The sequence below is a fragment of the Tenacibaculum sediminilitoris genome (assembly GCF_964513795.1).
GTDB lineage: Bacteria > Bacteroidota > Bacteroidia > Flavobacteriales > Flavobacteriaceae > Polaribacter > Polaribacter sediminilitoris.
The window spans coordinates 1-6,027 of the sequence record NZ_CAZEQR010000032.1; the positions used below are offsets into that span (position 1 = coordinate 1).

Below are 6,027 nucleotides of genomic sequence, written 5' to 3' on the forward strand. Positions count from 1 at the left end.
TCTCCAGATCTATAAAAATTAATAACGTTTGAAAAACGCATTGTAGTACTAAACAATTTTATAGTTGAATCTACTAGTTTAGTGGCAGGTCCTGAAAACACCCTTGCATTTATATTAAATCTAACTGCAGTTTCTGTCGCAGTATAAGCGCCTAGTGAGTGACCTGTAAAAACAACTTTATCTTCTAATATTTTTGAAGCCTCTACTATATCGGTTCCGCAATCACATTCTTTTAAAATTACTTTTTTAGCAAAATAATATGCGTCTTTTTGCCATTGAAGATCCTTTTCTGAGATATTTTTTAATCCAATTTTTAGATCTTGAATAGCATCGTTTTGGTTACTTGTTCCTTTGTAAGCAATAATTATTTTTTCATCAAGCCCTAAGTTTTCATGGCTAGGAACTTTTACAGCTACAGCAATGAGTCCTGACGCAGAATCCTCAAGTTTTTCTATAATTGTAAAAGAAGATGAATTAGGAAACATAATGTCTTTAATAACTTGATAATCATCAGTATTTTTGAACCCTTCAAATTGATTTTTCCAATCACTAAAATTATTTATCTTATAAGCAAAGGAAGCGGTAAGTGCGTACCTTAAAATTTTTATATAGTTTAAAGAATACTCCTTGTTAAATGCTAAAATTCCTAATTGATTAGATTCATTATAAACAGGATAATCATAGCCAAGAGAGTTTTGAGAGACATAAGACTTATAATAAAGAGCTGAAGAATCATAATCACCAAATGTTTTTTTTACAACTTTAGTCAAAAACCTTTTGTTTACAAGTTGTGTGTTGTTATATTTATTGGCAATAAAGTAGTTTTCAGCGGTTTGAAAATATGAACTTCCTTTTTTCCAATGCCCTCTTAAAGTTAAATAATCAGAACTAGGGTATTTAGCCCAATCAGATATAATTAATTCAGACATAGGTCTAAAATGATCTGTTTTTGTAAATAAATTGGAAGTAGTCTCTGCGGTGGTTTCATTATATTCAGATTTTAATACTTTATAAGCAGAAACATAGAGGCTGCTTGGAGAGAATAACGAAAAAGTAGTTTTAACGAAAGGAGCAACGCCTCCATCTATATCACTTTTTATTTTAAACTGTTTGTTTGTTGATTCTTTAGTATAACCACCATAATCAAGTTTACTCCTTTTCGTCACGTTACTAAAACTAGTGTAGGTTTTATTTGTGTATAAATTACTACTAGGAGTAAAACTTCCAACAAAAAAAGGATATTTGATGCCTCCTTTTTCAGCTTCATAATATACACCATAGTAAACTCCATAACCTGTATATTTATTAGTAGGATGGTAAGCTGTCCATTCTCCAGGTCTTAATACCTCTGCAGGCCATTGGAGACCATCTTCTGAACGGTCATATTTATGAACAGAGACCAATTTCATAACTAAATCTGTATCATTTTTGATAATACCTCTTAATGAAGTTGTACCTTTTACATAAAGCTCATTTAATTTTGCCTCAGCTTCAGCTTCCGATTGAAATTTTCTTTGACAATAAACTGTTTGTATAATAACACTCATCATTATACAAACTAATAAATTCGTTTTTTTCATTTTGTTTGAGTTTTAAAGTTGTTGATAATAAATGTATTGAAGTATTTTACGTTAATGGTTAAATGTTACTTCCTTTTAAATACTATTAATTATCACTTATTGTCATAACTGTTTAAACGATTTAATAGTCGAGTTTTATATAGGTTTTATGAAGTGTTGTTTTTTGTATAAATAGGGCTACTTTTTTTGAGTATACTTTTAAAGTTTCAAATAAAAGTGCTATTCAATGAAGTAGTACTTAGAAAAGAAACAGCATTATATATACACTACCTCTAAAAGTGTGTAAACTCCTTTTTGTTTTTCTATACCACATATCGACAAGCATTGCGTATTTGGTGTATCACAAATATGGGTTTTAGATGCTGGGAAAACATTTTTAATGGTATCAGTAAACCCATTAAGGTTATCTGTAGCTGTAATGAGTGAATCATGAACCTCTCTAGTTTTCATATTAGTCAGAGCGCTCATTCAAAAGGCTGCTGATTTGTTCTTGGCTAACAAAGTTCTAAAAACTTCCTTTTTATTATTTCTATGTAAACCTACAGCAATATACATAGTCTTGTTTATAACTTTAAATTCTCTCGAACTTTGAAAACAATACCGTTCATCCAAGTGACAATATTATTGGTAATTTTGTTTGTGATGGGGGTATAGTGGATGTAGAATTATTAAAATCATAAACTTCTCGAACTTGTTTTTCTATATCAGAATTACTCATTTCTTTTCTCATATTGACAACCATATTGGTTCGCTTAAGAACAAGCACAAGGTTAAAGAAGGCCTTTCTATTTCTAGGAGTTTTTATAGTTGTTTGTGCCAAAGCAGTTTTTACCTTTTTTGAAGCATAGCCATTGCGAGTATTGTTGTTATGGGGTTGCTCGTGTTTATTATAATCTAAATAGGTATTGAGTTTACCTTCTAGCATTTTTTAATACCTCACTTTTGTATACTTTTTAGAAAGGAAGTCTGCTCTTCTTCTGTTTTGAAATGTTTTAGAAAATTATCTTTATTCGTGGTGTATAAAATTTTACACACTTAATGTGATACTACCTAGAAAAATGAAAGGTTTTGATTTAATCAAAACCTTTCATTTTTAATTATCTAAAGTTTTCTCCAAACATTTGTTGAATGATTTAAACCATCACCAATATTGTCTGTTGGTAGTATATAAGCAGCAATTGGTAGTGTAGCATTTGTTTTATTTCCTTTGTATAGTTTGAATAAAATATCATCTATGAAAGGAGTTAGATAATGATTATTTATACTCCCCGTAGCCCCTGCACCTTTAAATACAACTAAAGGAGTATCATGCCTTCCTGTAAACTCAACAACAGGGTCTCCAGATCTATAAAAATTAATAACGTTTGAAAAACGCATTGTAGTACTAAACAATTTTATAGTTGAATCTACTAGTTTAGTGGCAGGTCCTGAAAACACCCTTGCATTTATATTAAATCTAACTGCAGTTTCTGTCGCAGTATAAGCGCCTAGTGAGTGACCTGTAAAAACAACTTTATCTTTTAATTTTTTTGAAGCCTCTACTATATCGGTTCCGCAATTACATTCTTTTAAAATTACTTTTTTAGCAAAATCATATGCATCTTTTTGCCATTGAAAATCCTTTTCTGAGATATTTTTTAATCCAATTTTTAGATCTTGAATAGCATCGTTTTGGTTACTTGTTCCTTTGTAAGCAATAATTATTTCTTCATCAAGCCCTAAGTTTTCATGGCTAGGAACTTTTACAGCTACAGCAATGAGTCCTGACGCAGAATCATCAAGTTCATCTATAACTTTAAAATCAAATGAATTAGGAAACATAATTTTTTCAATAATTTTATAACTATCATCATTAGTGAACTCAAATTGATTTTTCCAATTCTGCCAGAAATCATTTATCTTATAAGCATAGGAAGCGGTAAGTGCGTACCTTAAAATTTTTGTATAGTTTAAAGAAGACTCTTTATTAAATGCTGAAATTCCTGTTTGATTAGATTCATTATAAACAGGATAATCATAGCCAAAAGAGTTTTGAGAGACATAAGACTTATAATAAAGAGCTGAAGAATCATCATCACCAAATGTTTTCTTTACAACTTTAGTCAAAAACTCTTCGTCAACAAGTTCTGAGTCGTTATATTTATTGGCAATGAAGTAGTTTTCAGCGGTTTGAAAATATGAACTTCCTTTTTTCCAATGCCCACTTAAAGTTAAATAATCAGAATCAGGGTATTTAGCCCAATCAGATTCAATTAATTCAGACATAGGTCTAAAATGATCTATTTGTGTAGTTAAATTGTAAAAACTCCCTACTAAGGTTTCTTTATATTCAGACTTTAATACCCTATAGGCAGAAACATAGACACTGCTTGGATTTTTTAACTTAACACTACTTTTAACGTAAGGATAATAGCCTTTATCTATTTTGCTCTGTAAGTAAAAAAAACTGTTTTCTTTGTCGTCTGTATAACCACCGTCATCTATTTTTGCCTTATCCGACTCGATTTGAAGACGAGTTATGGTTTTATTTAGGTAAAAAAAACTAGTAGGAGTACAGCTTCCCACAAAAAAAGTATGTTTTTCGTTATCTCTTCCTGTAGCTTCATAAGCCACACTATAGTAAGCTCCAGAACCGCCAGCTACATTCCAAGCATAGTAAGGTGTAAATTCTCCAGGATTTAATACCTCTGCTGGCCATAAGTTATAATCTTCTGAACTGTTATATTTATTAATAGAGACCCTTTTCATAACTAAATCTGTATTATTATGGAAAATACCTTTTAATGCATTACCTTTACCTAACTGAGCATGAGTTTTTTCTACACGAGCTTCAGCTTCAGCTTCCGAATTATATACATATTGACAGTAAGTTGTTTGTATGATAACACTCATCATCATAAAAACTAATAAATTTGTTTTTTTCATTTTGTTTGAGTTTTAAAGGTTGATAATAAATGTATTGAAGTATTTTACGTTAATTGTTAAATGTTATCTCCTTTTTAACACTATCAATTATCATTTATTATCATATTATTTAAATGATTTTATGGTCGAGTTTAATATAGGTTTTATAAAGTATTGCTTTTGTAGAAATAGGGCTACTTTTTTTGAGTAGATTTTTAAAGCTTCAAATAAAAGTGCTATGAAGTAGTACTTAGAAAGTTATTGAAAGAAACAGCATTATATATACACTATCTCTAAAGGTGTGTAAACTTTTTTATCGAGGGTTTGACTTAATTAAAGTTGAACTCTTTTTCCAAATACTGTTTCATATAATCGCTTTACAGAACTTACTCAGCAAAACTTAATACCACTACTTTATTTTTAAAACCTGTTGTTTAGGTAAATGCTAAGGTATTTCGTTTATCAATTCTACACCAATACGTGTTTGCAAAAACAAGCGTATTTATACTTATAAAGTTTTTAAAAACATTGCTAATACAGGTAAACTCACCATGAGTTAGTTTCTTAGTTTTAAACTTCATATTATCATTAATGAAAAAGGAGAAATATTAAATTTTTGTACACAGGCTAGTGAAGACAATAGAAATCCATTAAAAAAAGAACGCTTTTTAAATAAAATAGTTGGAAAATTTTTACTAATAAAGGTTATATAGGAGAGGAACTAGCATAAATGTTGTTTATTAATGGCGTGCAACTTATAACTCAAATTAAAAACAATATAAAGAATTGTTTAATAACAATATCTAATAAAATACTACTTAGAAGACAATTGGTAATTGAAATGGGTAAACGATGAACTCAAAAATAGTTGTCAAATAGAACATTATAGACATAGAAACTTTGGTAATTTTACAACAAACTTAATCTCCATACTTATTGCGTATAGCTTTTTACCTAAAAAACCTTCTATAAAATATCAAACTGTAAATACTCTGCAAATTTATCTCTTTTAATAATCGAGCTTAGGTTAATAGGCATGGAGCCATTTTCTTGTAGCTTCTCTTAAAGAAAAAAATGTTGATTTCACCACAGCTTCGTCAGTTGGAAAAGAGAGTTTGTTTTTGGTGTATTTTCTAATCTTTCCATTTAGTAAGTTTTTCGTAATAAACTTGTATACAGGTCTTTAAACAAATAGCTAATACCATGTTTAGTATGTATGTATGTATGTATGTATGTATGTATGTATGTATGTATGTATGTATGTATGTATGTATGTATGTATGTATGTATGTATGTATGTATGTATGTATGTATGTATGTATGTATGTATGTATGTATGTCTCTTGTAAGGTTTTAATCTTCTTTTTCATAAGAAAAGGTATTTTAAAGTTGTACAAAAAAAATGAGGTGGGGTTTAAACCCCACCTCATTTTCTATTTAGATAGTTTTTTTGATGTTACTTTCACCTTTTATTTACATTAATTATTTCATTAATTAATTTATCTCCAGGAAAGTCCATTGCTATAATTCCAGTTTTTTTAAT

At 29.3% G+C, this 6,027-nt stretch carries 2 protein-coding genes and 2 pseudogenes; 1 reads left to right on the forward strand and 3 read right to left on the reverse strand.

All coding sequences use genetic code 11. The features are described from left to right. The 3 genes and pseudogenes from ACKTSW_RS08485 to ACKTSW_RS08500 form a co-directional block, all read right to left on the reverse strand. Positions 1 to 1,580 (reverse strand): lipase family protein (locus ACKTSW_RS08485; protein WP_408024848.1); only part of this gene is annotated, 1,580 nt, incomplete at its 3' end. Positions 1,581 to 1,885: 305 nt separating this feature from the next. Continuing rightward, positions 1,886 to 2,606: pseudogene (locus tag ACKTSW_RS14315) on the reverse strand (transposase); the annotation flags it as partial. A 75-nt stretch (positions 2,607 to 2,681) separates the two neighbouring features. Continuing rightward, positions 2,682 to 4,505, reverse strand: coding sequence for a lipase family protein (locus ACKTSW_RS08500; RefSeq protein WP_408024851.1), 1,824 nt, complete (start codon positions 4,503 to 4,505; stop codon positions 2,682 to 2,684). Between the two features lie 328 nt (positions 4,506 to 4,833). On the opposite strand from ACKTSW_RS08500, the pseudogene ACKTSW_RS14320 reads away from it, so the two are divergent. Beyond that, positions 4,834 to 5,497: pseudogene (locus tag ACKTSW_RS14320) on the forward strand (IS982 family transposase); the annotation flags it as partial. Positions 5,498 to 6,027 lie beyond the last annotated feature (530 nt).